Consider the following 24,806-nt stretch of genomic DNA (forward strand, 5'->3'; position numbering starts at 1 on the left):
CGCGTGCAGCCTTTACGTTACCCGCAACGAAAAGTCTCGGTAATCTTGTGAAACTTTCGGAAGCGGGGTTTCCGCATGTCTCGGCATCACAGAGCACCCGGCCCCGCCCTCGTTCTCTCACGACCCCGGTCGTGAGGTGAGACGCCCGGGCGGGCGCCCCTGGGAGCGTGGGCGCCCGCCTGGGTCACAAACAAAACAGGAGGTACGCCGGATGATCCGGGTCGCCGTCGTCGGGGCCGGAGGGATCGCCGGCGCCTGTCATCTTCCGGCGCTCCGCGCCCAGGCCCATCGGGCCGAGGTGGTCGCGGTCGCCGACGTCGACCGGGCCAGAGCTGCCGTGTTCGCGAGGGAACACGGCATCCCGCGGTTCTACGGATCGGTCACCGAGTTGCTCGAACAGGCGCGTCCGGACCTGGTGCACCTGTGCACGCCACCGGGCAGGCACGCCGTCCAGGCGATCGAATGTCTCAAATCGGGCGCCTGGGTGTGGATCGAGAAGCCCGCGTGTCGTTCACTTGCCGAGTGGGACGCCATCACCGCCGCCGAGGGGCCCGGCTACGCCTCCGTGGTCTCGCAGCACCGTTTCGGCTCGGGCGCCCGGCACCTGAAGGAGATCGCCCCGCTGCTGGGCCGGCCGCTGGTGGCCCAGTGCGTGACGGCCTGGTATCGCGACGACGATTATTTCAAGGTCCCGTGGCGGGGCCGGTTCCGGACCGAGGGCGGCGGCCCGACGGTCGGCCACGCGATCCATCAGATGGACGTCATGCTCTCGATCTTCGGCGACTGGGCCGAGGTGAGCGCGATGACCGCGACGCTCGACCGCGACGTCGAATACGAGGACGTCGCCATGGCCACGGTCCGTTTCAACACCGGCGCGCTGGCCTCCGTGGTGACGAGCCTGCTCTCCCGCCGGGAGGAGAGCTACCTGCGCTTCGACTTCGCCGACGCGACCGTCGAACTGCGTCATCTGTACGGCTACCGCAACGAGAACTGGACCGCCACGACCGACCTGTGGCAGCCCCCCGACGACGAGCCCAGCTCCCACGGCGCCCAGCTCGACGTGCTGCTGGACGCGTACGAGAAGAACGAGCGCCCGCCCATGAGCGCCCGCCAGGGCCGCCAGGCGCTGGAACTGGCGACGGCGATCTACGCCTCGGCCCACCGCAAGCGCCCCGTGACCAAAGCCGAACTGACCGTGGACGACCCCTTCTACCATCGGCTGGACGGCGGAGCGTGGACGAGCTGATCCACGCACGGTTCGTGCCGATCACCCCATTCGCTGCGGTCAACCCCTCGATCGCATTCGACGAGGTTGTTAACCTGCGGCGTGAAGAGAGCATGCGGCTGGGCTATCGCGTCGTCGTCTGCTCGGGGGGCTGGGATCGGTCCCGGCTGATCGCGTATGTGAAGGAGCACCCATGTTCGGCATAGGCGTCACCGCCCTGAGTGTCTACGACTGGATCGGCGCCGACGGCCGCTGCGGTGGTTCGCCCCATCTGCACACGCTGTGTGCCGAGGCCTACGTCGTGGTCGGCGGCAGCGGGTCTGTACAGACCCTGACCTGGGAGGGCTTCCAGGAAACCCCTCTCATACCCGGGGCGGTGGTGTGGTTCACCCCCGGCACCGTCCACCGGCTCGTCAACGACGGCGACCTGAAGATCGTCGTGGTCATGCAGAACAGCGGCCTGCCCGAGGCCGGTGACGCCGTCTTCACCTTCCCCAACGCGGTGCTGAACGGCGACTACGAGCGGGCCGCCGGGATGGCCCCGCGCTGGCGGCGCGATCTGGCGCTGGAGGGCTTCCGGCAGCTCAAGGAGGCCGGGCAGCCCGGCTTCGAGAAATTCCTCGAGCACGCCGTGCGGCTCGTCGGCGGCCGGCTCGACGACTTCGAGCACCTGTGGAAGGAGGGCCCGCTGAAGGCGGTCGAGGACACCGAGAAGCAACTGGCGTCCCTGCGGCGCGGCGACTACGACTACTTGCGCGAGGCCCGCATCCAGGAGGCGTCCGGCGAACCGCGCGACGGCATGTGCGGGCACCAGTTCACCTATCCCGGCTAAGCGAGACTTAAGAGCGGCTTAAAGCAGTACTATCAGTAAACTTTCTTAAAAGAACGCATTGACTCACCTGATCACGCGGCTTAGGTTCACGGTCATCGGGGCGGAACGACTCTGCCCGTCGAGGCGTCCGGGCCGCGTGAGAAAGGTGACGCTCACGCGGCCCGGGCTTACCCTGCCAATCGTGCGATCTCTCACCGTCTGCCTGGTGCTCCTGGCCTCCCTCCTGTGGCCCCTGTCGACGCCGGGGCCCGCGTCGGCCCACAACGTCCTCAAGACGAGCGATCCGGCCGACGGGGCGTCGGTCTCCCGGCTCGACCGAGTGACGCTGACCTTCGACCAGCCCGTCCGCGCCGACTTCGCGAAACTGGCCCTCACCGGGCCCGACGGGGCGCGCTACGACGCGGGTCTGACGGTCCGCGACGAGGTCGTGACCGCGACGGTGAAACCCCTCGTTTCTCCTGGCATGTACGTCATCGGCTGGCAGATCGTCTCGAACGACGGGCACCCGGTGTCGGGGACGATCAGGTTCACGTACACGAACGCGGGCACCGGCACCCCGACGGGGGCCGCGGCGACCCTCGCGCCCGCGCCGGGCAGTGTGTCCGCGCCGATCCCGGCCGCCTCGGGCGGAAGCTGGGTCTGGGGCCTGCTGATCTTCGCCCTGCTGATGCTGAGCCTGGCCACCTGGGTGCTGCACCGCCACGGCGCCCGCCCGCACTCGGCCAGGCCCTCCGCCCCGGCCCGCGACAGGACGACCGCATGACGCTGCTCGCCGCCCGCCCCGCCGCCGTCGACCGGCGGCTGCGGGCCCTCCCGCTGGCGGGCCTGATCGGCGCGGGACTGACCGCTCTCGTCGTCGCCACGTGGGCCGTGCTCCCGGAACCCCCCTTCGGGCTGCCCACAGCAGGCCCCTGGGTCGAGTTCGGCCTTCCCGTGACCCGGTTTGTCCTGGATGTCGCCGCGCTCGTCACCGTCGGTCTCAGCCTCCTGCCGAAGCTGCTGGGCTTCGACCACCCCGAGGCCACCGAGGAGGCGGCGTCCCGGGCCCGCCGGTGGGCCGTCTACTCGGCCGTCGTGTGGGCCTTCGCGGCGCTCGCCTCGACGTTGCTGAGCGCCGCCGAGGTGATGCCGGGCCGCTTCCCCGACCTGCCGCTGTATGTCGACGCGATCGGCTCGGGCCAGGGGCTCGTGGTGAGCGCGGCGGCGGCGGTGTTCAGCGCGGCCATCGGGATGTTCGCGGTCAGGTTCGGCGAGAAGGTCCCGGCCGAGCTGCGGGTCGGCGCGGCGGTGTTCGGGCTGCTGCCGCTGCCGGTGACCGGGCACGCCGCGAACTGGTACTGGCACGACCTGAGCATGGTCGCCATGGAGCTCCACGTCATCGGCGCCGCCCTGTGGACCGGCGGGCTGCTGGCGCTGGCCCTGCTGCTGGTGGCCGACCGCGAGCTGCTGGCCCGCACCCTGCCGAGGTTCTCCAAGATGGCCACCACGGCCCTGATCGTGGTGAGCCTGTCGGGCCTGTTCAGCGGGATCGTCGAGCTGGCGCTCTCCCCCGCCGCGGCGTTCCCCGCCTCGCTGGTGACGACCGACTACGGCCTGCTGGTGGTCGTCAAGACCGTGCTGGCCGGGGTGATCGCCCTGCTGGGTGCCAACATCCGCTACCGGCTGCTGCCGGGCGTGGTCGCCCGCCGCCCGACCGCTTTCGCGGCCTGGGCGGCGGTCGAGCTGACCGTGATGGGCCTGGCCTACGGCGTGGCCGTGGTCATCACGCGGACGGGCGGCTGAGCCTCTTCCCGGCGAGTTCGACGACGAGCCAGGCCACCGCGAGCCCGCCGATCGCATAGGGCCACGCCCACGGCGCGTAGGGCGGCGCGATCACGTAGGTGTCCTGGAGCCAGAGCCCGGCGAACGCGCCCCCGGTCACCAGCAGGCTGCCCACGACGATCCGCGCCCACATCCGCGGCACCAGGAACGCCAGGTCGACGAAGATCGCCCCGAGGAGCAGGAAGAAGGGGATCGCCGAGCCAGGGAACCCGGTCCCGACGAGCAGCGGCCAGATCACCATCCGGAAGGCCAGGTATCCGGCCACGATGAAGGTCGCGGTGAACCGGTAGCGGGTCGCCATCCGCGCCGCCACCAGGATCGCCATCCCCACGATCACCGCCCACAGCGAGTAGACCTGGTCGGGCACCGGCAGCGCGAAGTTCTGCACCGCGATCGTGTCGACCGGCCGCTTGAGCTGGTCGGCCGCGAAGTTCAGCAGTTCCGTGTCGGCCTCCGGCGCACCCCGGACCCAGGCGGCGAGGCCGATGACCCCGTACTCCTGGTGCTCGCTCGGGAAGATGGCGTTCTCCAGGAAGAACCCGAAGAGCGCCGCCAGCACGACGGTCCGCTGCCGGCCCGGGGGCGCGCCGACGTACCAGCCCCGGATCACTCCGGCGATCATGAACGCGGTGCCGATGAACAGCAGCGCGTGCGAGGGGCTCCACGCGGTGATGTCGAGGCCGTTGATGTTGTGGTTGATCAGGTCGAGGGGGATGGCGACCAGGAAGGTGCCGGTCCCCCAGAGGATGAGCCGCTGGGCGGCCTTGTCGACGCCGTAACCGGTGTACCAGTGCACGATCGTCAGGCCGACCACGATCATCGTGCCGACCGTGTTGATCAGATGGGGCGGCGCGAGGTCGTCGCGCAGCCAGCGGAAGTGCCACGAGACGTCCCACGACGCCCCCAGCACCTTGAGCACGAACGCCACCAGCCAGGCCGTGTACAGCACCCGGAAGAGATCGGGCGGGGTCGGGCGGCCGGGTAGGCCACGCGACCAAAGCGGCAGGCCCCAGGCCACAACCTGGCGGGGCACCCGCGTGAGCATCGTTGTTCCAGTCGCCACGCGCGAATTGTGCCGTTCCCTTTACTCACGGCGCAATCAACAGATGAGGTGAGCGAATGAACCTCGATGACAAAGCCGCCCTCATCGGCGGGCAGGACATGTGGACCCTCCCGGCCGCGCCCGAGGCCGGCCTGCCCTCCCTGGTGACCTCCGACGGCCCGATCGGGGTCCGCGGCACACAGTGGATGGCGGGCGACCCGGCCCTGGCGCTGCCGTCGCCGACCGCTTTGGCCGCCACCTGGGACGTGGAGCTCGTCCGCCGGGCCGGGGAGGCGCTGGCCGCCGAGTGCCGCCGCAAGGGCGTGCACGTGCTGCTGGCGCCGACCGTCAACCTGCACCGGACACCGGTGGGCGGGCGGCATTTCGAGTGTTTCTCCGAGGACCCGCTGCTGACCGGGGAAATCGGGGCGGCGTATGTGGCCGGGGTGCAGTCGGGCGGGGTCGGCGTGACGGTGAAGCACTTCGTGGCGAACGACTCCGAGACCGACCGGATGACCGTCGACGTCCGGGTGGACGAGCGCACCCTGCGGGAGGTCTACCTGGCACCGTTCGAGCTGGTGGTGCGGAAGGCCTCGCCGTGGGGCGTGATGGCGGCCTACAACGGCGTCAACGGGACCCCCATGTGCGAGCACACCGAGCTGATCGAGGGGGTGCTGCGCGGCGAGTGGGGGTTCGACGGGGTGGTGATGTCCGACTGGACGGCCGCCCGCGACGCCGTCAGGTGCGCGCTCGGCGGGCTCGACCTGGCCATGCCGGGGCCGGGGAGCGTCTACGGGGATCCGCTCGTGATGGCGGTGCTCGAGGGGCTCGTACCGGAGGAACTGCTCGATCTGAAAGTGGCCCGGCTGAAGGCGCTGTTCGGCCGGGTGGACCTCTCGCCGCGGGAGGCCCCCGACGGGGTCGCGCTGGCGCGGGAGATCGCGGCGCGGTCGTTCACCCTGCTGACCAATGACGGCGTGCTCCCGCTCGCCCCCGCCCACAAGGTCGCGCTGATCGGCGGGCTCGCCGCCGACGCCCGGATCATGGGCGGTGGGAGCGCGATGGTGTTCCCCGAACATGCCGTGTCGCCCCTCGAGGGCCTCACCGCCGCCGGGGTCGACGTCGCGTTCAGCCGGGGCGCCGACCCGAGCGGCAGGATCCACCCGGCCGTCATGGCGGCCACCGCGACCTGCCGCGCCGCCGACGGGAAGGTGCTCGGCGAGTTCCCGCTCCGGGACGGCGCGCTCGTCTGGTTCGGGACGCTGCCGGTCTCCTACGAGGACCTGCACACCGTCGAGATCAGCGGCGTCCTGGACGCGAGGCAGGGCTGGAACACGCTGGCCGTCGAGGGCACCGGGCGTTTCGTGCTGGAGGCCGACGGCGAGACGCTGTTCGACGGCGTGGTCCGGCCCACCGGCGACGACCCCCTGGAGGCGTTCTTCCACCCGCCCCAGCACGAGGTGCTCGCCGACCTGCCGGGCCCGGTGGTGGTCAGCCTGATCCACACCGTCCGGCACGTGCCCGTGCCGCCCGTCTTCGTCGGCTTCACCCTCGGCCACCGGGAACCCCGGCCCACCACCGGCCGGATGATCTCGCAGGCCGTGGAGGCGGCGCGCGACGCCGACGTGGCCGTCGTGGTGGTCGGCACGTCGAAGGAGGTCGAGAGCGAGGGCTTCGACCGGACGTCCCTGAAGCTGCCCGGCCGCCAGGACGAGCTGGTCTCCCGGGTCGCGGCGGTGAACCCGCGAACGGTCGTCGTGGTCAACGCCGGGTCGCCGGTCGAGATGCCCTGGCGCGACGAGGTCGCCGCGATCCTGCTGACCTGGTTCCCCGGCCAGGAGGGCGGCCACGCGCTGGCCGACGTGCTGACCGGGGCCGAGGAGCCCGGCGGCCGCCTGCCCACGACGTGGCCCGCCGAGCTGGACGACTGCCCGGTGATCAATGTCACACCTGCCGACGGAGTGCTGACCTACGACGAGGGCCGGTTCATCGGTTACCGCGCCTGGGACCGTGGGGAGATCGCCCCGGCCTTCCCGTTCGGCCACGGCCTCGGCTACACGACCTGGTCCTACGACGAGATCGCCGTCGACGGCCTGTCGGTGACCGTCACCCTGACCAACACCGGCTCGCGACCGGGGAGGGAGGTCGTGCAGGTCTACCTCTCCCCCGAGGAACCCGGCGACCGCCCGGCCCGCTGGCTGGCAGCCTTCGGCACCTGTGCCGCCGATCCAGGGGAGACGGTTTCGGTCACCGTGGAGATCCCGCGCCGCGCCGTGGAGATCTGGACCGAAAAGGGCTGGGCGGCCGTGCCCGGCGAGTATCGGGTCCTCAGCGGGCTCTCAGCCGGCGCCACTACGATCGCGATATGACGTTTCCCGGGGGCCGGCGCGGCCTCGCCGTGCTCGCCGCCGTGCTCGTGGCCGTGGCCGCAATCGCCTGGCTGGCCTGGCCCTCCGACGGTCCTCCGCAGGGTGAGGACGTCGTCATCCCCGTCGTCGACGGCCCGGCCGACGACCAGAAGGTGCTGATCGACGCCTCCTACTTCCCGCCCGAGGGCGGCGGCAGGGCGCCGGCGGTACTGCTCGGTCACGGGTTCGGCGGCAGCAAGAACAGCGTGCGCGACCAGGCCGGGCAGCTGGCCGAGCAGGGTTACGCGGTGCTCACCTGGTCGGCCCGGGGGTTCGGCCGCTCCACCGGTGAGATCGCGCTGAACTCGCCCGACTACGAGGTCAAGGACGTCAAGCAGCTCATCGACTGGCTGGCGGCCAAGCCCGACGTGCTGCTCGACGCGGCGGGCGACCCGCGCGTCGGCATGGCGGGCGGGTCCTACGGCGGCGCGATCGCCCTGATGACCGCCGCCCACGACCCCCGCGTCGACGCCATCGCGCCGTCGATCACCTGGTACGACCTGGCCGACGCCCTCTTCCCCGAGGCGTCCGGCGCCGGTCCGGCCACGGGTGTGTTCAAGAAGATGTGGGCCGGGATCTTCTTCAGCGCCGGAGGCTCCGGCCTCAACCCGGCGAGCCAGGCCGACGGCCTCGCGCGGCTCCTGGGCGGCTCCTCGGCGCAGCCCGCCCCCACCGAGATCACCCCCGAGCAGGCGCAGTGCGGCCGGTTCCTGCCCGCGATCTGCACGGTCTACCAGCAGATCGCCGCCACCGGGAAGGCCACTCCTGAGGCGATCGACCTGCTCAGGAAGTCTTCGCCGGTCTCGGTCCAGGGCAAGATCAAGATCCCGTCGCTGATCATCCAGGGCCAGCGCGACTCGCTGTTCCCGCTCGGCCACGCCGACCTCAACGCCAAGGCCATCGCCGCCACCGGCGCGCCGGTCGAGGTCGCCTGGATCGCCGGGGGCCACGACGGCGGCGACGGCGAGACCGACTTCGTCTTCGACCAGACCCTGAGCTGGTTCGACACCTACCTGAAGAAGACCGGCGCGGCCACCGGCCAGGCCTTCACCGTCTCCCGCGACGGCGGCCGCGACCCCGGCACCCGCCAGAACGTCCTGCTGCACGCCGAAGGGACGTCCTACGCCGGGCTCGGCGGCACCGTGACGACTCAGCTCGATCTGCTCGGCCCCGACCAGGAGGTGGCCACGCCGCCCGGCGGCAGCCCGGCCGCGATCTCCTCGGTGCCCGGTCTGGGCGGTCTCCTCGGCGGCGGTGGCGGCGGCAGTTCGGCGGGCGCCTCGCTCGACCTGCCCGGCCAGGTCGCGACCTTCGAGACCCGTCCGCTCGACACCGCGCTCACCGTGACCGGCTCGCCCACCGCCGAGATCAAGGTGTACGGCGCCGGCGAGGTCACCCTGTTCGCCAAGCTCTACGACGCCGCGTCCGGACAGCTCGCGGTGCTCCCGGGCGGCCTGGCCGCGCCCCTGCGCGTCACCGCCTCCGCGGCGGGCACACCGGTCAAGGTCGCCCTCCCGGCGATCGACCGGCGCATCGAGCCCGGCCACGTGCTGCGGCTGTCGGTCACCACGACCGACATGGCCTACGCGCTGCCGGCGCAGCCGAGCGTCCACACGGTCGGTCTTGGCTCGACCACGCTGACGATGCCGGTCGACGCCGGTCTGGTCGCCCCGCCGTCGGGCCCCGCCTGGTGGACGTGGGCGTTCCCGCTCGCCTCGATCATCGCGGCGGCCGTCATCCTGCTGACGGGCCGTCCGCGCCGGGCCGACATCGCGCCCGACGCGGCGCTGGCCGAGGTGCCGCTGGCCATCACCGGGCTGACCAAGCGCTACAAGAACGGCCACAAGGCCGTCGACGACCTGTCGTTCCGGGTCGAGAAGGGCCAGGTCCTCGGGTTGCTCGGGCCCAACGGCGCGGGCAAGACGACCACGATGCGGATGATGATGGGCCTCATCCACCCCGACGCGGGCGAGATCCGGATCTTCGGCGCCAAGGTCGTCCCGGGAGCCCCGGTGCTGTCGCGGCTGGGCTCGTTCGTCGAGGGTCCCGGTTTCCTGCCGCACCTGTCGGGACGCGCCAACCTGGAGCTCTACTGGCAGGCCACCGGCCGGCCCGCCGCCGACGCCCACATGGAGGAGGCGCTGGAGATCGCCGGTCTCGGCGCCGCCGTCGAGCGGGCCACCCGCACCTACTCGCAGGGCATGCGGCAGCGCCTGGCCATCGCCCAGGCCATGCTGGGCCTGCCCGACCTGCTCGTGCTCGACGAGCCCACCAACGGTCTCGACCCGCCCCAGATCGCCGAGATGCGGCGGGTGCTGCGGTCGTACGCGACGGAGGGCCGGACCGTCATCGTGTCCAGTCACCTGCTCGGCGAGGTCGAGCAGACCTGCAGCCACGCCGTCGTCATGCACCGGGGCCGCCTGGTGTCGGCCGGCACGGTCGCCGACCTGCTCAAGCGCGGCGATCTCAACGGCTCCACCCGCCTGGAGGACGTGTTCCTCGACCTGATCGGAGAAAAAGCGTGACCGCGACCGGCTACTCCCCGGGGCGCACGCTCCCGCTGCGGGTCGAGTTCGTCCGTCAGTTCCGGCGCCGCCGCACGATGGTCATGTTCGCGCTGCTGGCGGCGCTGCCGTGGATCCTGGTGATCGCCTTCCAGTTCGGCCCGAACAACAACAACGGCGGCAGCGGCCTGCGGATCTCCGACCTGGCCACCGAGGGCGGCCTCAACTTCGCCGCGTTCGCTCTGTCGGTCTCCGCGAGCTTCCTGCTGATGGTCGCGGTGGCGCTGTTCTGCGGCGACACGGTGGCCAGCGAGGCCAACTGGTCGTCGCTGCGCTACCTGCTGGCCGCGCCGATCCCGCGCGACCGGCTGCTGCGCCAGAAGCTCATCGTCGCGCTCACCTATTCGGCGGCCGCCGTCACGGTGGTGCCGGTGATGGCGGTGCTGGCCGGCACGATCACCTTCGGCTGGAACGACGTGCGGGTGCCCGGCACCGGCGAGGTCATCGCGGCCGTCGACGTGCTGCCCAAGTTCGGAATCGTCATCCTGTACGCGATGGTCACCAACCTGGTCGTCGCATCACTGGCGTTCCTGCTCTCGGTGAGCACCGACTCGCCGCTGGGCGCCGTGGGCGGCGCGGTGGGCCTGGTGATCGTCAGCACCATCCTGCAGGCCGTGGAGGCCCTGGGCGGCCTGCGGGAGTTCCTGCCGACCTTCTGGAACACCGCCTGGCTCGACGCCCTGGCCCCCGTCCCCGACTACAGCGGCATGATCAAGGGGTCGGCGGTCGCGGTGACGTACGCGGCGGTGCTGCTGGCTCTCGCCTTCCGCCGATTCCGCCGCAAGGACGTCGTCTCCTGACGATTGACAGGCCTCCGATTTCGTGTAGGAATCGATGGGACAAAAGGCTCATTTAAGCTTGGACGCTTTAATTGAGCGCAATCACGCCCACACATCTCACCGGGCCGAAATCCTGCGCTCTGGGACCGTGCCAATGCCGTCTCACCTATGTCGCGCCCGGCCAGACGAACCGGAAGGACCTGCTCGTGACCAGCGTCGTTTCGTCGCCCCGGTTGGACGTCCCCTCGTTCTACTGCCCCTTCCCCTACGCCATCTCCCCCGAAGCCGACGATGTGGACCGTGCCACCGTCAAATGGATGGATGACTTCGGCCTCTTCCGCTCTCCGGAACAGCGCGAATATCTCGCCGCGCAGCGCATCGGGCACTGCGCCGCGCTGGCGCTGCCGCACGGGCGCGGAGAAGGGCTCCGCCTCGCCGCCGACTACGTCTTCTGGCTGTTCACCTTCGACGACATGTACTGCGACGAACGCGTCCACGAGATGTCACTCGACGCCTTCGTGCAGTTCGTCAGCAAACTGACCCGCATCGTGGAGGCCCCCACCGCGAGGATCCTCACCGACGACCCGTGGGCCGAGGGCCTGCGCGACATCCGCTTACGCCTGGAGCGGACGGCCACCCCGGTCCAGCTCGCCCGCTGGGTCGAGGAGCAGCGCAAGTATCTGTTCGGGCTGATCTGGGAGACGGCCAACCGGCTGGAGGACCGGATACCCGCCGTCGACGACTACGTGACCATGTGGCTGAACGCCAGCGCCTGCGGCGCCAGCGTGATGTTCGTGGACATCAGTTCCGGATACGAGGTCAGCGCCGACGACATGGCCGACTCGAGGGTACGGGCGCTCACCGAGATGGCCAACGCGATCATCGCGTGGGACAACGACCTGATCTCCTTCAACAAGGAGTCGTACCGCCAGCAGCGCTACGGCTACCCGCAGATCCAGAACCTCGTCAGCGTGCTGACCTCAGCCGGCCGATCGGTCGAGGAGGCCTCGGCCGAGGCGGTCCGCATGCGCGACCGCGTGATGACCCTGTTCCTGAAGGTCGGCGACGAGGTCCGCGCCGACGCCACCCCCGAACTCGACCGCTACGTCCACGGCCTCGGCGAATGGATCAGGGGCTACCTGGCCTGGGCGATGAGCACCGGCCGTTACCTGGATCCGCGCAACCCGACCGACCTGGTCGCAGCGGCTCCGGTCACGATGCCGGGCGGCTGGAAGGACCACGCCACCGACGACCGCCTCGACCCGCTACCGGTTCCGGCCATCACCTGGTGGTGGGACCAGCTGGCGACGAGGTAGCCTCCGCCGGTCTACCAGTGGGGCGGGCGTTCCTCGAGGAACCGGGCGTCGTCGTCGGACCCCCGCCACTCGCCCCACCCGTGGTCGGTGTCGTCGAGGGTCTGGTCGGGAAGCACCGGAAGGCCGTCGTCGGACAGGTCGACGGGGCGCAGTTCATCGGGCTGCGGCTCGGACATGGTTCTCAGCCTAGCGAGGGCGGAGGAGGGATGAGGTATCTCCACCACCTTCCACACAGGCAAATCCCGCTAAAGGTACGATGCCCGAGCAGGTATGAGCCGGAACGCGACACCCCCCGTGAGGCGGCATGGCGACCCCAGCAGGTAGGCGCAGAGAGGGCAATCTTCCAGCGGAGCTCACGAGCTTCGTCGGGCGGTCGCGGCTCCTGACCACGATCAGACAGCGCATCCAGCAGTCGCGCCTGGTCACGGTGACCGGGATCGGCGGGGTCGGCAAGACCCGCACGGCCCTGCGCGTCGCCCATCAGCTGCGGCCCCAGTTCGACGACGGCATCTGGTACGTCGATCTGGCCCGCCTCCAGGACTCGTCGATGCTCCATCACACGGTCCGCACCGCCCTGGGCCTCGCCGACCAGTCGAGCCGCACCAGCAACGACTCCCTGGCCGACTGGATGGGCGAGCGCAACGTGCTGCTCATCCTCGACACCTGTGAGCACATGGTCCAGGCCTGCGCCGAGCTGATCGAGGACCTGCAGAGCCGCAACCCCAACCTGCGGGTGCTGGCCACCAGCCGCCGCTCGCTCGACGCGGCCGGCGAGTCGGTGGTGCCGATCCCGCCGCTGCAGGTGCCGGGCGAGGATCCGGGCGAGTCGCCCTACAACAACGACGCCGTCGAGCTGTTCCGGCAGCGGGCCACCGCCGTGGTGCCCGACTTCACGGTCGAGGAGAACAACGTCACCGCCGTCGCCGAGCTGTGCGTGCGGCTCGACGGCATCCCGCTGGCGATCGAGCTGGCGGCGGTGCGCCTGCGGGCCCTGTCGGTGGAGCAGATCCTCGGCCTGCTGACCGACCGGTTCTCCCTGCTGGCGGGCGCCTCCCGCACCGCGTTACCGCGCCACCAGACGCTCCGGGCCGCGATCGGCTGGAGCCACGAGCTGTGCGAACCGGCCGAACGGCTGCTCTGGGCCCGCCTGTCGGTGTTCTCCGGCGACTTCGAACTCGACGCCGCGCGCTACGTCTGCGCCGGCGACACGCTGCCGCCCGACCGGATCATGGACGTCATCACCGGCCTGGTCGACAAGTCGGTGCTGCTCAGCTACAACACCGTCTCGGGCCAGCGCTACCGCCTGATCGACACCCTGCGCGACTACGGCGAAGAGTGGCTCGAAAAGCTCGGCGAGACCGACAACCTGCGCCGCCGCCACCGCGACTACTACCTCCAGCTCGCCGAACGCGGCGAGCACGCCTGGTCGGGCCCGCGCCAGGTGCACTGGTTCGTCCGGATGCGCCAGGAGCACGACAACGTCCGCACGGCCGTCGACTACTGCCTGTCGGCGCCCGGCGAGCACCGGATCGGCCTCGAACTGCTGTCGTCGCTCTGGTTCATGTGGGTGGCCTGCGGCTTCATGCGCGAGGGCCGCCACTACCTGGAACGCGCCCTGGGCCAGTCGCGGCAGGCCAGCAAGGAACGCTGCCGGGCGCTGTGGACGCTCGCCTACGTCTGCAACATGCAGGGCGACCACGACGGCGCCACCGAGGCGGCCGAGAAGTGCTCGTCGGAGGCGCTGGAGGTCGGCGACTCGGGCGCGGTGATCTTCGCGACCAAGATGCTCGGCACCAGCGCCATGCTGAAGGGCGACTTCAAGCGGGCCACCGCGCTGCTCGGCGTGGCGATCGAGTTCCACAAGAGCGGCCGGGAGCTCAACCCCGGTCTGCTCCCCGCAGTGGCAGAGCTGGCCCTCGTGCTCACCTACCAGGGTGACTTCATGGAGGCCGAGACACTCGTCCAGGACTGCCTGAAGATCTGCAACGAGCGCGGTGAGCTGTGGATCAGGTCCTACGCGGTCTGGATCCAGGCGCTGATCGAGATGGAGACGGGCCGGCCCGACATGGTCAAGACCAGCGCCCGTGAGGCGCTGCGGATCAAGCGCCACTTCCACGACGTGCCCGGCGTGCTGCTGACCCTGGAGACGATGGCCCGCCACGCCGCCTCGACCGGTGAGGTCGCCCACGCGGCCTACCTGCTGGGCGCCTCGGAGCACAACTGGCGCGCCTCGGGACTGGCCCAGCTCGGTTCGCCCTTCCTGAGCGAGGATTTCAAGCGCACCATCAAGGAATGCAAGGTGACCATGGGCGTGGAGGAGTTCGAACGGGTGTTCAAGGCCGGACAGGCGCTCTCGCTGGAGGACACCATCGCCGTCGCCCTCGGCGAGCTCGAGGTCTCCGACGACATCTAGTCCCCGCGTGGTCCTTCCTGGGCGAAGATCTCCAGGGAGGTCGTGTCGCCGAACATCCGCGCGGTGTCGGCGGCCGACGGCCGGCCCTCATGGGGGTCGGCGCCCGCCTCGACCAGGGCCCTGACCACGTCGTGGTTCTTCTTGAACACGGCCCCGGCCAGCGGAAGCTGGCCCTTGTCGTTGGGCCTGCCGGGGTCGGCGCCCCGGTCGAGCAGGGCCTTCACCGTGGCGGCGTGACCGTGGTAGGCGGCCAGCATGAGCAGGGTGTCGCCGTTCTCGTTGCGCAGGTCGGCCGGGACGCCCGCGTCGATGTAGGCGACCAGTTCTTCGGTCTGGCCGCCCCGGGCGTAGCCGAAGAGCCGGGTGGCGAAGTCGACGAGTTCTTGATCCGGCTCCATGCGCCCTATTGTCGCCCGGTAGGGTCCCCGAAACGGCGTGGAATCGATTCACCTCGCCGTAGGTTCTGTAGATGAGACAGACCGTGAGAAAGGCTGCCAGTCGTGTACGACCCGACGGATCTATACCGGCTCGATGGTGACGCCCCCGAGCTGACCGATCCGGTGCTGCTCTACCACTTCGAAGGCTTCGTGGACGCGGGCGGAGCCGGGCGCCTGGCGCTCGGGCACCTGATGACGGAGCTGGACCACCGGGTCGTGGCCACCTTCGACGTCGATCGGCTGATCGACTACCGGTCGCGCCGGCCGGTCATGGTCTTCGACACCGACCGCTGGGTCGAGGCCGACATGCCGGAGCTGACGCTGCACCTGGCCCATGACCTGACGGGAACCCCGTTCCTGCTGCTCACCGGCCCCGAGCCCGACCGCGAGTGGGAGCTGTTCACCGAGGCGATCGGCATGCTGGCGACCCGCCTGAACATCGGCAAGATGGTGACGATCCACGGCATCCCGATGGGCGTCCCGCACACCCGCCCGATCGGCCTGACCGCCCACGGCAGCCGTCCTGAGCTGATCAACGGCCAGGTGAGCCCGTTCGGCAAGGTCCAGGTCCCCGGCAGCGTGGCGGCCCTGCTCGAGCTGCGGCTGGGCGCCAAGGGCCACGACGCCCTGGGCTACTCGATCCACGTCCCCCACTACCTCGCCCAGGCCGAATACCCGCAGGCCGCGGTGACCGCCCTGGAGGCGATCACGAGGAACACCGGCCTGGTCTTCCCGATGGACGCCCTGCGTGACGCCGCCGACAAGACCACGACCGAGATCGAGGAGCAGATCCAGGCCAGCGCCGAGCTGTCGGGCGCCATCTCGGGCCTGGAGCAGCAGTACGACGCCTTCACCGCCGGCAAGGACAACCTGCTGGCCGAGTCGACCCCGATGCCCACCGGCGACGAACTGGCCGCCCAGTTCGAGGCCTTCCTGGCGGAGCGCGACGACCGAGATGGCTGATGACGTGCGGGTCGGGCTGGTCGGATACGGTCCGGCCGGCGAGTTCTTCCACGCCCCGCTGATCACGGCCACCCCGGGCCTGCGGCTGACCGCCGTGGTGACCGGCGACCCGGCGAAGGCGGCCCGCATCGGGCCCGGTGTCGTGGTGGTCCGGCACGCCGCCGACCTCCACTCCCTGGTCGACCTCGTCGTGGTCGCCTCGCCGAACCGCACCCATGTGCCGATCGCGAGCGAGGCGCTGCGGGCCGGCCTGCCTGTCGTGGTCGACAAACCCCTGGCCGCGACCGCGGAAGAGGCCCTGGAACTGGCCGCGCTGGCCCGGGAGCGGGGCCTGCTGCTGACGGTCTTCCAGAACCGGCGCTGGGACGGCGACTTCCTCACGATCGCGAAGCTCCGGCCCCGGCTGGGCGAGATCCGCCGCTTCGAGTCGCGGTTCGAACGCTGGCGCCCGGTGCCGAAGGGCGGCTGGCGCGAGCAGGGAGGCCCCGAGGACCTCGCCGGTCTCCTCTACGACCTGGGCAGCCACCTGGTCGACCAGGCACTCCAGCTGCTGGGCCCGGTGACGTCGGTCTACGCCGAGGCCGACACCCGGCGGGCGGGCGTGCGGGCCGACGACGACAGCTTCATCGCCCTCACCCACGTGGGCGGCGCGCGGTCACACCTGTGGGTGAGCGCGGTCGCGGCGGAACTGGGCCCGCGATTCCGCGTGCTGGGCTCCGAGAACGCGTACACGAAATGGGGCATGGATCCGCAGGAGGACCGCCTCCGCGCGGGCCGCAGCCCGGCCGAGCCCGGCTTCGGCGAGGGCGACTTCGGGTTCCTCCGCGAGGAGCGCGTGCCGACCGAGCCGGGCAACTACCTGGCCTTCTACGAAGGCGTCGTGGCGGCGCTACGGGGCGAGGGCCCGGCCCCGGTGACACCGGAGTCGGCGGCCGAGACCCTGACGGTGCTGCGGGCGGCCCGGGTGTCGGCCGACGAGCGCCGTGTGATCACGCTGAGCTGATCCGGCCGGAGGTGGTCGGGTGGCCGGCCACGACGGCGGGATCGTTCGGTGCGGCGGGAGGCGCCGCACCGGACGGAAGTCCCTCAGTCGAGCAGGCGGGCGCGCAGCGCGGCGGTGTCGTCCTCGGTCCAGCCGTGCCTTGCCAGCCAGCCCATCGGGCCGCCGTAGCGGGTGTCGAGGATCTCCAGGAAGTGCTCGATGTACTCCGCGCGCGGCACATGGCTGTCGGCGGGCTTGGAGTCCAGGTCGACGCGGTAGGTGTCGCTGGAGCGGAGCCGTTCCAGGATCGCCGCGATGCGCTCCCCGGTCGCCACGTAGTCGGCCACGATGGCCTCCCGGGTCACCCCGGCGACCTCCTCGGCCAGTGCGCACAGGACGCCGGTGCGGTCCTTGCCGGCCGCGCAGTGGACCAGTGCGGCACCGTCGCTCTTGGCCAACGCGCGCAGCGCGGCCACCACGGAGTCGGGGCGGTCGCGCAGGTAGCCGTAGTAGTGGCCGGTGACCCGCAGTTCGGGGTCGAGGCGCTCGGCGTCGTTCCACGGCAGCGCCCGCTCGTCGAGCTCTTCGGATTCTTCCGGGTCGTCGCTGGCGGCGTCGGTGAACAGGCCGCCCTCGGCGAACAGTGTGTGGTGGTGGATCTCCACATCGGGCTCGTCGACGATCGGGCCGGGGCCCTCCAACCGGACCTCGGTGTTGGACCGCAGGTCGATGACGTCGCGCAGCTTCAGCTCCGTCACCAGCAGGTTCACATCGGCCGGGGTGAGGCTCTGCAGGTTGTCGGCGCGCAGGATGCGGCCGGGCCGGGTCAGGCCGCCGTCAACGGTCGGCAGGCCCCCGAGGTCCCGGACGTTGACAGCGCCTTCGAGAACTATCCATCGCCCATTCTCATTCATCACTTATGAGCCTATCTGTCGTAATACGTCGGCGCAGTAGCCCCTGTATGAATCCTCCGTACCCCCGATCAGAGCGGAGGCCGGGCCTGGTTCAGCGCCTCTTGGGCGCGGCGGGCGCCGGCCTCGTTGCCGAGGCTCTGGTAGATGTCCAGGGCCTTGCGAGCGGGCTCGTAGGCCTCGCTCAGGCGGCCCGCGCGGATCAGCACCTCGGCCACCGTGCGCAGCCCCCGCGCCGCCCACCATCGGTCCCCCAGAGCCTCGAAGTCCTGTACGGCCCCGCGGAGCATCTTCACCGCCTCGTCGACCCGGCCCAGGCGTTCCAGGACCCGGCCCTCGCTCACCTCGGCGCGGGCGACGCCCCAGGAGTCGCCCAGTTTGGCCAGCATCTCCTTGGCCTCGCGGACGTTGGCGTACTCGGTGAGCATGTTCGCGGGGTCGCCGATCTCCCCGGCGGCGCGCAGGCTGCGGGCCTGCTCCCACTCCTCGCTGCGGTCGCGGAACGAGCGGACGGCGAAGCCGAGCGCGTTCCCGGCCAGGACGAAGTTGCGTTCGGCCGCCTGGGCGTCGCCCCTGGTCAGGAACATGCGCGCCTCGGCGCCCAGCACCTCGCCGAGGGCCCGCTGGGTCTGCGCCTCGGAGTAGCGGTTGCCGACGCGCTGGAAGGTGTCCAGCGCCTCCTCCAGCAGTTCACGGGCCTCGGAGTAGCCGCGCTGGGCCAGCCGGAGCTCGGCCAGGTTCCGCTGGGTGCGGGCGGTCCACCAGCCGTCTCCGCCGGCCTTGAAGGCGGTGATGGCGCCGATCAGGTAGTCCTGGCCCCGGTCGAGGTGGCCGCTGGTGAACAGGGTCATCCCGACCGCGCGCATGGCGCGGGCCGCCCACCAGGCCTCGTTCTGCTCGGTGAGCAGGTCGAGGGCGCGCTGGGCGTCTCTCAGGGCTTCCTCGCCGCGTCCCACTCCGCCGGCGACGGCCGAGCGTTCCAGCAGGGCGATGCCGAGGGCCCGGGGGTCGTTCATCTGTTCGGCGGCATGGCAGATGACGTCGGCGACGGCCTGCCAGTCGGACCAGTAGGCCCGCAGCGAGTGGCACAGGGAGCAGAAGGCCCGGCCGATGCCCCAGGCCAGGTCCCACAGTTCCAGCTGCTGGGCGGTGTGCACGGCCGACAGCAGCGACAGGCGTTCGGCGGAGAACCAGGCGCCCGAGGTGATCTCGGGGCCCTTCGGCACCCGGATCGCGGCGCCGGCGGGCTCGATGCGGGGCCAGGTGATCTCGGTGGGGACGTGCGCGGCGGGTTCGCGGCGGCCCGGACGGGGGCTCCAGTCCTGCGGCCAGCGGGTGGCGGCGGCGGCCTCGGCGCGGCGGCGGTAGCCGTACAGGACGCGTTCCATGGCGTTGTGGCGGGTGGGGGCGTGGTCGGCGCGCTGTTCCTGGGCGAACAGGCGGACCAGGTCGTGGAGGCGGTAGCGGGTCTGGCCGGTCAGGTCGCGACCGGTCACTTCGGCGAGGTGGCTGGCCACGAGCGCTTCGATCTGGTCGGCGCCGTCGGCCTCGGAGACGTCGAGCAGGTCGCCGGCCACCCAGTCGGGGACGTCGGGGGCGGGGAAGCGCGCCAGCAGGCGTAACAGGCGGCGCTGGGTGCCGGTGCACTCGTCGTAGGACAGCTGCACCGAGGCCCGGACGCTCTTGTCGCTCTCCTTGCCGACTTCGAGCTGGTCGAGCCGGCGGCTTTCGAGGCGGTCGTACAGATCGAGGAGGGACCAGTGGGTCCGGGTGGCCAGACGGCCGCCGCAGATGCTGATGGCCAGGGGCAGCCGGTCGCAGGCCCGGACGATGCCGAGCGCGGCGTCGAGGTCGGCGGCCACCCGATCCGAGCCCGCCAGGCGGGCCAGCAGTTCGACGCCCTGGGCCTCGGTGAAGGCGGTCACCTGTTCGTCGTAGGTGTTGCGCAGCATCAGCGATTTGCGCGAGGTGACGATGACGGCGCAGCGGGGCTCGGTCGGGATCAGGTCCTTGACCTGGTCGCCGTTCTCGGCGTTGTCGAGGAAGATCAGCAGGCGCCGGCCGCTGGTCCACGTCCACCAGAGTTTCTGCAGTTCGCTCAGGCTGCCGACGTCGGTGGTGAGGCGGGCGCCCACGGCCCGCAGGAACGCCATCAGCACCTCCTCCGGCCGCACCGCGCCGTCGGCGCCACGCAGGTCGAAGTAGAGCTGGCCGTCGGGGTAGCGGCCGGCCATCTCGTGCGCGAACCGGGCGGCCAGCGCCGACTTGCCCACGCCGCCCTGGCCGTAGAGGGAGGCCACGATCGGGGAGTCGTCGTCCGGCTGGGCGAACAGCGCGCGCAGGTCGGCCAGGATGTCGGCGCGGCCGGTGAAGTGGGCGATGACCGGCGGCAGTTCGGCCGGGACGGGTGTGCCGCCCTGTTTGGCCTTGCGTTCACGGCGGCCCGTGGGGTCGGCGGTGACCCAGGCGAGCACCCCCGCCATCAGCGCGGCCACGCCGGTGATGCCGAGTCCGGCGGCGACCGGGAGGTCCCAGATGTTGGTGACAGCCGCCATCGCGCTGGCCACAGCGGCCACGATGCCCACGGCCGCGGGTGCGGCGAGGGACGAGCGGCGCGGCGACGGCAGGCGATCGTCGTCGTCGCGGGGAGCTTCCGACATCCTGGGGACCCCTCCAGAAGGTGATCTAGTCAGGATTCAAGCACGCCTGTCACGTTTCATCCGCAACTCTCAGTCTCATCGGCGAAATGGCCGTAATGTATGGCGTCTCAGTGAACAGACGTTCAAAGGAGAGGGATGTCGCGGCCGGTCGTCCGGATGATCGTTCTGGTATCGATGCTGGTCGCGGGGTTACTCACCGCACAGCCTGCCGCTGCGGCGCCCAAGGCCCACCTGGTGGGAACGTGGTCGGCCGCGGTGGACAGACTGCCGACGGCGATCGGCGGGCAGACCGTGCGCATGATCGTGCGCCTGTCGGTGGGCGGCCAGGGTCTGCGCATCCGCCTGTCAAACGTGTACGGGTCCGGCGCGATCGTGCTGCGTTCGATCCACGCCGGGCTCCAGGCCTACGGCGCGGAGATCGAGACCGGCACCAACCGCCCGGTGCTCTTCAACGGCCGGAACTACGTGCGCATCCCGGCCGGCAAGGCGGTGTGGAGCGATCCGCTGCCCTCGAAGTACGTGCGCGGAAGCGACCTCGTGGTGAGCGTGTTCGTCCCGGGCAACCACTCCCGGGTGACGGGCCACGAGAGGGCGTACGCGACGACCTTCCTGTCGGACCCCGGTGACCACGCCGCCAACGACGACGGCTGGAAGTTCAGCTACACCAGCACCCAGTGGTACTTCCTGGACCGCGTCGCCGTCACCGCACCCACGACCGTGCCCGCCGTGGTCGCCATCGGCGACTCGCTCACCGACGGCGCGGGCCAGCCGACCGACTCCAACCGCCGCTGGACCGACTTCCTCAACCAGCGGCTCAGGGGCAAGGCCTCGGTGCTGAACATGGGCATCGCGGGCAACCGGCTGCTCCAGCCGGTGACGGGCGCGAGCGTGTACCAACGGTTCGGCCGCGACACCCTCAGCCAGCCGGGGGTGAGAACGGTGGTCCTGTACTCGGGCATCAACGACATCACCAAGGGCGCCTATACTTCGGCGGCACCTCTCATCTACGCGTACAAGAAGCTCATCCGGTACGCCCACCGGCACAAGGTGCGGGTGGTCGGCGCCACGCTGACGCCCTTCTACGGCTATCCCGCGTGGACGGAGGACCGCGAGGCGGTGCGGCAGCAGGTGAACAAGTGGATCCGCACCAGCGAGGCGTTCGACGCCGTGGCCGATTTCGACGCGGCGGTGCGCGACCTCACCTATCCCGACCAGTTGCACGCCTCCTACGATTCGGGTGACCACATCCACCTGAGCGACGCGGGCCGCCGGAAACTGGCCTATTCGCTGCGGTTGTCCGAGATCCTCTGAGACGTCCGGTTCACGCGTGGGCCACCACGCATTCAGCGCGGCGTCACCGGGTTTCGCCACGCTGTCGCGCATGCGCAACAGGACCCTCCTCACCGGCATGCTCGTCGCCGGTCTGCTCGCCGCCACTCCCGCCGAGGCGAACACCCACGACAAGGGCATCTCGCTGCAGTTCCTCGGCCGCTACACCACCGGCGCCTTCGACGCCGGCGCGTCGGAGATCACCGCGTACGACGCGCGAACCCGCCGGGTCTTCGTCGTCAACGCCCAGGCCGGCACCGTCGACGTGCTCGACATCCGCGACCCGAGGGCCCCGAAGAAGGTCGGCACCCTGCAGACACCCGGCGCCAACAGCGTCGCGGTCAAGAACGGCCTCATCGCCGTCGCGCAGCAGGCCGGCGACAAGACCAAGCCCGGCACTGTCGGTTTCTTCGACGCGTCGAAACTCAGGAAGATCCGTTCGGTGACCGTCGGCGCGCTGCCCGACATGGTGACCTTCACCCCCGACGGCTCGAAGGTCCTGGTCGCCAACGAGGGCGAACCGGCCGGATACTGCGACGGCGATGTCGACCCCGAGGGCTCGGTCAGCATCATCGACACCCGCCGCTTCCACGTGAAGACGGCCGACTTCAGGAAGTACATCGGCAAGGAGGACCGGCTCCGGGCGAAGGGCGTGCGCGTCTACGGCCCGAAGGCCAACGCCGCCCAGGACTTCGAGCCCGAGTACATCACCACCGACAGGCACGGCCGCACCGCCTGGGTCTCGCTCCAGGAGAACAACGCGTTCGCGATCGTCGACCTGCGTTCGGGCCGCGTGGAGGACGTCGTCCCGCTGGGCCTGAAGGACCACAGCCGCCCCGGCAACGGCCTGGACGCGTCCGACAAGGACGGCAAGATCAACATCGTGCCGCGCCCCGTCAAGGGCATGTACCAGCCCGACGCGCTGGCCTCCTACGAGACCCGCGGCCGCACCTACATCGTCGCCGCCAACGAGGGCGACGCCCGCGACTGGGAGTGCTTCGCGGAGGAGGCCCGGGTCAAGGACCTGAAGACCACGCTCCCCTCCGAGAAGGTCACCGACGCTGAGCTCGGACGGCTGACGGTCACCTCGACCTCGCCGAAGAACGCCGAGGGCGTCACCACCGAGCTGCACGCCATCGGTGGCCGGTCGGTCTCGATCCGCGACACCGAAGGCCGCCTCGTGTGGGACTCGGGCGACCAGATCGAGAAGCTCGTCGCCAAGGAGCTCCCGGCCGAGTTCAACTCCGACCAGGAGAACAAGACCTTCGACACCCGCAGCGACAACAAGGGCCCCGAGCCCGAGGGCGTGGCCATCGGCTCGATCAAGGGCCGCACCTACGCCTTCGCCGGCCTGGAGCGCGTCGGCGGCATCGTCGCCTTCGACGTCTCCGACCCCCGGCACGCGAAGATCGTCGACTACGTGAACAGCCGCGACTTCACCGGCTCGGTGGAAGGCGGGACCGGCGGCGACTCCGGCCCCGAGGGCGTCCTGTTCGTCCCGGCCTCCGACAGCCCGACGCACAAGCCGCTGCTCGTGGTGGGTCACGAGATTTCCGGTACGACCGCCATTTACGAGATCCGCTGACGGTCTACGGTTTGGGGCATGACGACGCCGCTTGACCCCGACGACCCGCGCTCCCTGGGCGAGTACCGGCTGACCGGACGGCTCGGGGAGGGCGGCCAGGGCGTCGTGTATCTGGGTGTTTCACCGTCGGGCTCCCTCGTGGCGGTGAAGCTGCTGCGGGGGGCCGACGACGGCGTCCGCCACGCGCTGTCCCGTGAACTGGCCGCTCTGCGGGACGTGGCCCCCTTCTGCACGGCCCGGGTGCTGGCCGCCGACGTGGCCGGGCGGCGGCCCTACGTGGTGTCCGAGTTCGTCGACGGCCCCAGTCTCCAGGAGCGGGTCTCTTCGTCCGGGCCGTTGGCCGGTGGGGAACTGGAGCGGCTGGCCGTGGGGACGGCCACCGCGTTGGCGGCCATCCACGCGGCCGGGGTGGTGCACCGGGACTTCAAGCCCGGGAACGTCCTGCTGGGTCCTGACGGGCCCCGGGTGGTCGACTTCGGGATCGCCCGGCCCAGCCAGAGCGACACGATCACGGGCGGTCTCATCGGGACGCCCGCCTACATGGCGCCCGAGCAGATCGCAGGGCAGCCCGCTTCGGGGGCGTCCGACGTGTTCGCGTGGGGCGTGACGATCATCTACGCCGCCACGGGACGGGCGGCGTTCGGGGCGGATTCGGTGGCCTCGGTGCTGCACCGGATCATGACGGTGGACCCTGACGTGTCGGGCGTGCCGACCGCGCTTCGTGGGCTGGTGTCGCGGTGCGTGGCGAAGGACCCGCTCGTGCGGCCTTCGGCGCGGGACGTGCTGCTGACCTTGGTGGGCGCGGGGCCTGACCCGCTGCGCGCGGGCGAGGCGGTGGCCCACGGCGCCTCCCCGCCCGTTTCGAACGACCCGGCGCCGGGCCTGTGGGCCGGCGATCCCGACCGGAGGCAGTTCACCCAGCCGCCCGCATGGGCGGGCCACACGACCAACGACTCCCCGGGCGGCCGCCCTCCGGCCGTTGGTGTCCCCGGCCCGACGACCAACCGCAAGGCGCTCGCGTTCGCCTTCGCGGCACTCGGCGCGGCGCTGTTCACGGTCGCGGTCATCTTCGTGCCCCCGCTGCTCGCACCCGACCAGGAGACGAACACGACCTCGACCAAGTCGACGCTCACTCCGTCGACGCTTACTCCGGAGAGCTCCGCACCCGTCGAGAAGACCACCGCGCCGGAGACGCCCGCCACCGAGACCTCGGCCGCTTCGGGCGCGGGGATACCCAAGGCGTTCGCGGGGACGTGGGAGGGGCGCATCGTGCCGTCCACCACGGCGATGAGCGAACACGACATCGCCATCGACCTCGACGCGGGCAAGTCCACCGGCAAGTGGTCGGAGGACCCGTGCGAGGGCACCCTCACACTGACCACCGCCTCCGCCCAGACGGCCGAGTTCCGGCTCGACGACCTGGGCGGGGCGTGCATACCGGGGAACGTGACGCTGACCCTGAAGGGCGAACAGATCGAGTACGTCTGGAACGACGACCTCGGCCTCGTCACCTACACCGGACAGCTGACCCGTAAATAG

Annotated in this window: 20 protein-coding genes; 15 read left to right on the forward strand and 5 right to left on the reverse strand. The window is 70.8% G+C overall.

The window, feature by feature from the left end:
• Nucleotides 1-211 precede the first annotated feature (211 nt).
• From AW272_RS14245 to AW272_RS14265, 5 genes are all read left to right on the forward strand, one after another.
• Nucleotides 212-1,246 carry a Gfo/Idh/MocA family protein gene (locus tag AW272_RS14245; RefSeq protein WP_066364473.1) on the forward strand — a complete coding sequence of 345 codons (1,035 nt, stop codon included), beginning with the start codon at nucleotides 212-214 and terminating at the stop codon, nucleotides 1,244-1,246.
• Entirely contained in the window at nucleotides 1,234-1,431 is a 198-nt protein-coding gene (locus tag AW272_RS14250; RefSeq protein WP_066364475.1) for a hypothetical protein, read from the forward strand. Before AW272_RS14245 ends, AW272_RS14250 begins: the two co-directional genes overlap by 13 nt.
• Complete coding sequence (locus AW272_RS14255) at nucleotides 1,419-2,057, forward strand: cupin domain-containing protein (protein ID WP_066364476.1); 639 nt, start codon at nucleotides 1,419-1,421, stop codon at nucleotides 2,055-2,057. The genes AW272_RS14250 and AW272_RS14255 overlap by 13 nt, the downstream gene beginning before the upstream one ends.
• 181 nt (nucleotides 2,058-2,238) lie before the next feature.
• Nucleotides 2,239-2,820 (forward strand): copper resistance CopC family protein, encoded by a 582-nt coding sequence (locus tag AW272_RS14260; protein WP_218010887.1) that lies wholly within the window; start codon nucleotides 2,239-2,241, stop codon nucleotides 2,818-2,820.
• Nucleotides 2,817-3,839 carry a CopD family protein gene (locus AW272_RS14265; protein WP_066364478.1) on the forward strand — a complete coding sequence of 341 codons (1,023 nt, stop codon included), beginning with the start codon at nucleotides 2,817-2,819 and terminating at the stop codon, nucleotides 3,837-3,839. The genes AW272_RS14260 and AW272_RS14265 overlap by 4 nt, the downstream gene beginning before the upstream one ends.
• Here AW272_RS14265 and AW272_RS14270 read toward each other — a convergent pair.
• On the reverse strand, nucleotides 3,820-4,941 hold the full coding sequence (locus AW272_RS14270) for a hypothetical protein (protein WP_157518540.1): 1,122 nt from the start codon (nucleotides 4,939-4,941) through the stop codon (nucleotides 3,820-3,822). The genes AW272_RS14265 and AW272_RS14270 overlap by 20 nt on opposite strands.
• A 56-nt stretch (nucleotides 4,942-4,997) precedes the next feature.
• Here AW272_RS14270 and AW272_RS14275 point away from each other — a divergent pair, with 56 nt between their 5' ends.
• From AW272_RS14275 to AW272_RS14290, 4 genes are all read left to right on the forward strand, one after another.
• Nucleotides 4,998-7,289, forward strand: a complete 2,292-nt coding sequence (locus tag AW272_RS14275) for a beta-glucosidase (RefSeq protein ID WP_066364482.1) — start codon at nucleotides 4,998-5,000, stop codon at nucleotides 7,287-7,289.
• Nucleotides 7,286-9,853, forward strand: a complete 2,568-nt coding sequence (locus tag AW272_RS14280) for a CocE/NonD family hydrolase (protein ID WP_066364483.1) — start codon at nucleotides 7,286-7,288, stop codon at nucleotides 9,851-9,853. The genes AW272_RS14275 and AW272_RS14280 overlap by 4 nt, the downstream gene beginning before the upstream one ends.
• Nucleotides 9,850-10,692 carry an ABC transporter permease gene (locus AW272_RS14285; RefSeq protein ID WP_066364484.1) on the forward strand — a complete coding sequence of 281 codons (843 nt, stop codon included), beginning with the start codon at nucleotides 9,850-9,852 and terminating at the stop codon, nucleotides 10,690-10,692. The genes AW272_RS14280 and AW272_RS14285 overlap by 4 nt, the downstream gene beginning before the upstream one ends.
• Before the next feature lie 185 nt (nucleotides 10,693-10,877).
• Nucleotides 10,878-11,987 (forward strand): terpene synthase family protein, encoded by a 1,110-nt coding sequence (locus AW272_RS14290; RefSeq protein ID WP_157518541.1) that lies wholly within the window; start codon nucleotides 10,878-10,880, stop codon nucleotides 11,985-11,987.
• 11 nt (nucleotides 11,988-11,998) lie between these two features.
• On the opposite strand, the gene AW272_RS43160 is transcribed toward AW272_RS14290, so the two are convergent.
• A complete protein-coding gene (locus tag AW272_RS43160; protein WP_169807547.1) occupies nucleotides 11,999-12,163 on the reverse strand; it encodes a hypothetical protein in 165 nt (54 codons plus the stop codon).
• A 128-nt stretch (nucleotides 12,164-12,291) separates the two neighbouring features.
• On the opposite strand from AW272_RS43160, the gene AW272_RS14295 reads away from it, so the two are divergent.
• Nucleotides 12,292-14,400, forward strand: a complete 2,109-nt coding sequence (locus AW272_RS14295; RefSeq protein ID WP_066364488.1) for an ATP-binding protein — start codon at nucleotides 12,292-12,294, stop codon at nucleotides 14,398-14,400.
• Here AW272_RS14295 and AW272_RS14300 read toward each other — a convergent pair.
• Nucleotides 14,397-14,798: an ankyrin repeat domain-containing protein gene (locus tag AW272_RS14300; protein ID WP_066364489.1), complete on the reverse strand. Its 402-nt coding sequence runs from the start codon at nucleotides 14,796-14,798 to the stop codon at nucleotides 14,397-14,399. The genes AW272_RS14295 and AW272_RS14300 overlap by 4 nt on opposite strands.
• Before the next feature lie 102 nt (nucleotides 14,799-14,900).
• Here AW272_RS14300 and AW272_RS14305 point away from each other — a divergent pair, with 102 nt between their 5' ends.
• Both AW272_RS14305 and AW272_RS14310 read left to right on the forward strand, forming a co-directional pair.
• Nucleotides 14,901-15,800, forward strand: coding sequence for a proteasome assembly chaperone family protein (locus tag AW272_RS14305; protein ID WP_066364490.1), 900 nt, complete (start codon nucleotides 14,901-14,903; stop codon nucleotides 15,798-15,800).
• On the forward strand, nucleotides 15,793-16,803 hold the full coding sequence (locus tag AW272_RS14310) for a Gfo/Idh/MocA family oxidoreductase (RefSeq protein WP_066364491.1): 1,011 nt from the start codon (nucleotides 15,793-15,795) through the stop codon (nucleotides 16,801-16,803). The genes AW272_RS14305 and AW272_RS14310 overlap by 8 nt, the downstream gene beginning before the upstream one ends.
• 83 nt (nucleotides 16,804-16,886) lie before the next feature.
• On the opposite strand, the gene AW272_RS14315 is transcribed toward AW272_RS14310, so the two are convergent.
• Nucleotides 16,887-17,696, reverse strand: a complete 810-nt coding sequence (locus AW272_RS14315) for a tyrosine-protein phosphatase (RefSeq protein WP_066364493.1) — start codon at nucleotides 17,694-17,696, stop codon at nucleotides 16,887-16,889.
• 68 nt (nucleotides 17,697-17,764) lie between these two features.
• A complete protein-coding gene (locus AW272_RS14320; protein ID WP_066364494.1) occupies nucleotides 17,765-20,353 on the reverse strand; it encodes a tetratricopeptide repeat protein in 2,589 nt (862 codons plus the stop codon).
• Between the two features lie 156 nt (nucleotides 20,354-20,509).
• Between AW272_RS14320 and AW272_RS14325 the strand changes: the two genes are divergently transcribed.
• The 3 genes from AW272_RS14325 to AW272_RS14335 all read left to right on the forward strand — a co-directional run bounded on the left by AW272_RS14325 (nucleotide 20,510) and on the right by AW272_RS14335 (nucleotide 24,806).
• Nucleotides 20,510-21,664: an SGNH/GDSL hydrolase family protein gene (locus AW272_RS14325; RefSeq protein WP_169807548.1), complete on the forward strand. Its 1,155-nt coding sequence runs from the start codon at nucleotides 20,510-20,512 to the stop codon at nucleotides 21,662-21,664.
• 70 nt (nucleotides 21,665-21,734) lie between these two features.
• Complete coding sequence (locus AW272_RS14330; protein ID WP_157518542.1) at nucleotides 21,735-23,267, forward strand: choice-of-anchor I family protein; 1,533 nt, start codon at nucleotides 21,735-21,737, stop codon at nucleotides 23,265-23,267.
• Between the two features lie 18 nt (nucleotides 23,268-23,285).
• On the forward strand, nucleotides 23,286-24,806 hold the full coding sequence (locus AW272_RS14335; protein ID WP_066364498.1) for a serine/threonine protein kinase: 1,521 nt from the start codon (nucleotides 23,286-23,288) through the stop codon (nucleotides 24,804-24,806).

It is taken from the genome of Herbidospora mongoliensis (assembly GCF_001570545.1).
GTDB lineage: Bacteria > Actinomycetota > Actinomycetes > Streptosporangiales > Streptosporangiaceae > Herbidospora > Herbidospora mongoliensis.

Bases quoted from the DNA above. Each gene is read 5' to 3' on its own strand.
- AW272_RS14245 (WP_066364473.1), top strand. From the start codon at position 212: ATGATCCGGGTCGCCGTCGTCGGGGCCGGAGGGATCGCCGGCGCCTGT.
- AW272_RS14255 (WP_066364476.1), top strand. From the start codon at position 1,419: ATGTTCGGCATAGGCGTCACCGCCCTGAGTGTCTACGACTGGATCGGC.
- AW272_RS14265 (WP_066364478.1), top strand. From the start codon at position 2,817: ATGACGCTGCTCGCCGCCCGCCCCGCCGCCGTCGACCGGCGGCTGCGG.
- AW272_RS14275 (WP_066364482.1), top strand. From the start codon at position 4,998: ATGAACCTCGATGACAAAGCCGCCCTCATCGGCGGGCAGGACATGTGG.
- AW272_RS14280 (WP_066364483.1), top strand. From the start codon at position 7,286: ATGACGTTTCCCGGGGGCCGGCGCGGCCTCGCCGTGCTCGCCGCCGTG.
- AW272_RS43160 (WP_169807547.1), bottom strand. From the start codon at position 12,163: ATGTCCGAGCCGCAGCCCGATGAACTGCGCCCCGTCGACCTGTCCGAC.
- AW272_RS14295 (WP_066364488.1), top strand. From the start codon at position 12,292: ATGGCGACCCCAGCAGGTAGGCGCAGAGAGGGCAATCTTCCAGCGGAG.
- AW272_RS14300 (WP_066364489.1), bottom strand. From the start codon at position 14,798: ATGGAGCCGGATCAAGAACTCGTCGACTTCGCCACCCGGCTCTTCGGC.
- AW272_RS14310 (WP_066364491.1), top strand. From the start codon at position 15,793: ATGGCTGATGACGTGCGGGTCGGGCTGGTCGGATACGGTCCGGCCGGC.
- AW272_RS14315 (WP_066364493.1), bottom strand. From the start codon at position 17,696: ATGAATGAGAATGGGCGATGGATAGTTCTCGAAGGCGCTGTCAACGTC.
- AW272_RS14320 (WP_066364494.1), bottom strand. From the start codon at position 20,353: ATGTCGGAAGCTCCCCGCGACGACGACGATCGCCTGCCGTCGCCGCGC.
- AW272_RS14325 (WP_169807548.1), top strand. From the start codon at position 20,510: ATGATCGTTCTGGTATCGATGCTGGTCGCGGGGTTACTCACCGCACAG.
- AW272_RS14330 (WP_157518542.1), top strand. From the start codon at position 21,735: ATGCGCAACAGGACCCTCCTCACCGGCATGCTCGTCGCCGGTCTGCTC.
- AW272_RS14335 (WP_066364498.1), top strand. From the start codon at position 23,286: ATGACGACGCCGCTTGACCCCGACGACCCGCGCTCCCTGGGCGAGTAC.